We start from the raw sequence: 1,861 nt of genomic DNA, 5'->3' as shown, positions 1-1,861 counted from the left end.
GGCCGACGGCCTCGCCATAGTAGTTCTGCGCCATAGTGAAGAGGCCGCGCAGGATGCTGACGACGAGCAGCGTGAGCGCCGTCTTCCACAGCGCGTGCTCTGCCGCAGGACCAGCACCAGCAGTCATGACGCCCTGCGCCTGATCGATGGCGCGTCCCAGCAAGCGTGGAATGAAAAGCTGCAGCGTCGCGGCAATGAAGGTCGAAACGATGGTGATGGCGACTTGCCAGGGATGGCGCAGCGTCATTCGCACGATACGCAGCAGGGTGCTGAGGCCTTTGCCCCAGGAGGCTTCCGCCACATGGACAAACGATTTGCCGCGCTTCGCCGCGCCGCTGGTTGCATCCATACCCAAGGGAAATATCCAGACCACTCCGGACATTAGCCCGGACCAATGAAGCAGACTCAATTCAGATGGCGATGTTACGCGTGTCCGACTTGACCGTTCAAGGGGCCAATGGCGGCATCGCACTATGCCTGAAAGGCGTGCAGCCGTTGGTCGTCGCGATCGTATTTGATGAGTGATGAGGCGAAGGCATACATGGCCATAGGCAGAGTTTTGCCAAGCATGAGGCCGTGAAGCATTCCAGGCTTCTTGCACCCGATAACGGTGAGAAGGATGTCTTCGTTCATGCCACCGAGCTGACCCGCTCAGGGCTCAGCGCGCTGTGGAGGGACAGAAAGTGTTCGTCGAATATGGGCAGGCAAGAAAGGCCTGGAAGTCCGGAGCGTTCGCCTCGCCTAGAAGCCAATACACTGGCCATGGCCCAAAATTGCCGCTCATACAAAGAAAAAGCCCGCTGCCGGGAAGAGGTGGCAGCGGGCTCGATTTGAAATGCAGCGCGGGAGGAGGTGCACCGCATTCAGCGCCGGGCATCGCATCTGGGAGGAGTAGATGGCCCGACAACAGGATCATATCGATCGCCGCAGATATTGCAATGCACAAATTGCATATCGCATGTGCGAAGGCGTTACCTGGGTGTATGCATCGACATTGTCTCGAAGACCCACCCACCAAAATTGTTGCCCTAGCTGGCCGCTGTAGAGGTTAATGGTGCTGGTCATTTTGCTCTCCTTTGCGTTGTCGCAAGGAGGGCAGATCTGCGCCTGGATCGAAACGTCGAGCGCCGGCGCTCGTCAGCGACAAGCAGATCCGGCTGCAGCATGAGCGGCGCGCGTGCCAGGCCGCCTTTGGCCTCCCGAAAAAGCGTGCGGGCATCGATCGGCCGCACTGCAGCTAAGCCCGACGCGAACAAGAAGCTCCTCGGGCCTTTCGCGCGAGAGGCCGCTGACGATTGCGGCTTCGGCCGAGATGCAGCGGACGCCATGGCGCGGAGACGAAGTGATAGCGAACTCGGCCGCGTAGGCGCTCGCCGCGTCAATCGTGCTGATGTCACCAGGCCTATGCGCGTTCGAGGCAGCCCTTGGCCTGCTGGCTGTTGGCGCACATGATGTCGATGTTCAGCTGGAGTATGCGGGGACGGAACCGATTAGCCTTGCTTGCAGCTTCATGCAGGGCTGCGGCCGATCCCCCACTGATATGGTGGTGGCGTGCCATTGACTGCGTAGTCGCCAACGATGCGATCCTTGTAGATGCGTGGGTTGTGCGAAGACTGGCTGAAATTTTCTCCTGCGTCCCGGCAAGAGCGAATGAGCGCGAGGTAAGGCGTGGTTTGGTCCCCCGCCTTTTCCTATTCTGCGCAGATCATCCCGATAGCGGCTACGCGCTCCAGAACGACCCTCGAGAGATAAAAGTCAAGCTGCGACCTTCTTGCCGGTCCGCTTCGCCGGCGCCGGTGTTTCCGACTCTTTCGGTTTGCGGCCGAGACCCATGGTCTTGGCCAAGGCCGAGCGCGCAGCG

At 60.1% G+C, this 1,861-nt stretch carries 2 protein-coding genes and 2 pseudogenes; all 4 read right to left on the bottom strand.

Annotation, left to right across the window (positions count from 1 at the left end; all coding sequences use genetic code 11):
* Positions 1–349: pseudogene (locus tag EOB59_RS34605) on the bottom strand (ABC transporter ATP-binding protein); the annotation flags it as partial.
* Positions 350–471: 122 nt separating this feature from the next.
* Positions 472–633, bottom strand: coding sequence for a hypothetical protein (locus EOB59_RS35540; protein ID WP_158302490.1), 162 nt, complete (start codon positions 631–633; stop codon positions 472–474).
* A 279-nt stretch (positions 634–912) separates the two neighbouring features.
* The gene (locus tag EOB59_RS35535) at positions 913–1,065 is read right to left on the bottom strand and encodes a hypothetical protein (protein WP_158302489.1); all 153 of its coding nucleotides are present in this window, start codon (positions 1,063–1,065) and stop codon (positions 913–915) included.
* 690 nt (positions 1,066–1,755) lie between these two features.
* Positions 1,756–1,861, bottom strand: a pseudogene (locus tag EOB59_RS37070) (MucR family transcriptional regulator); the annotation flags it as partial.

Source organism: Mesorhizobium sp. M7A.F.Ca.MR.176.00.0.0 (genome assembly GCF_004023165.1).
Classification (GTDB): domain Bacteria; phylum Pseudomonadota; class Alphaproteobacteria; order Rhizobiales; family Rhizobiaceae; genus Mesorhizobium.
This window is presented reverse-complemented; position numbering and strand designations above follow the sequence as displayed.

Excerpts from the sequence above, each read along its gene's own strand:
- EOB59_RS35540 (WP_158302490.1), bottom strand. The coding sequence starts at position 633 with ATGAACGAAGACATCCTTCTCACCGTTATCGGGTGCAAGAAGCCTGGA.
- EOB59_RS35535 (WP_158302489.1), bottom strand. The coding sequence starts at position 1,065 with ATGACCAGCACCATTAACCTCTACAGCGGCCAGCTAGGGCAACAATTT.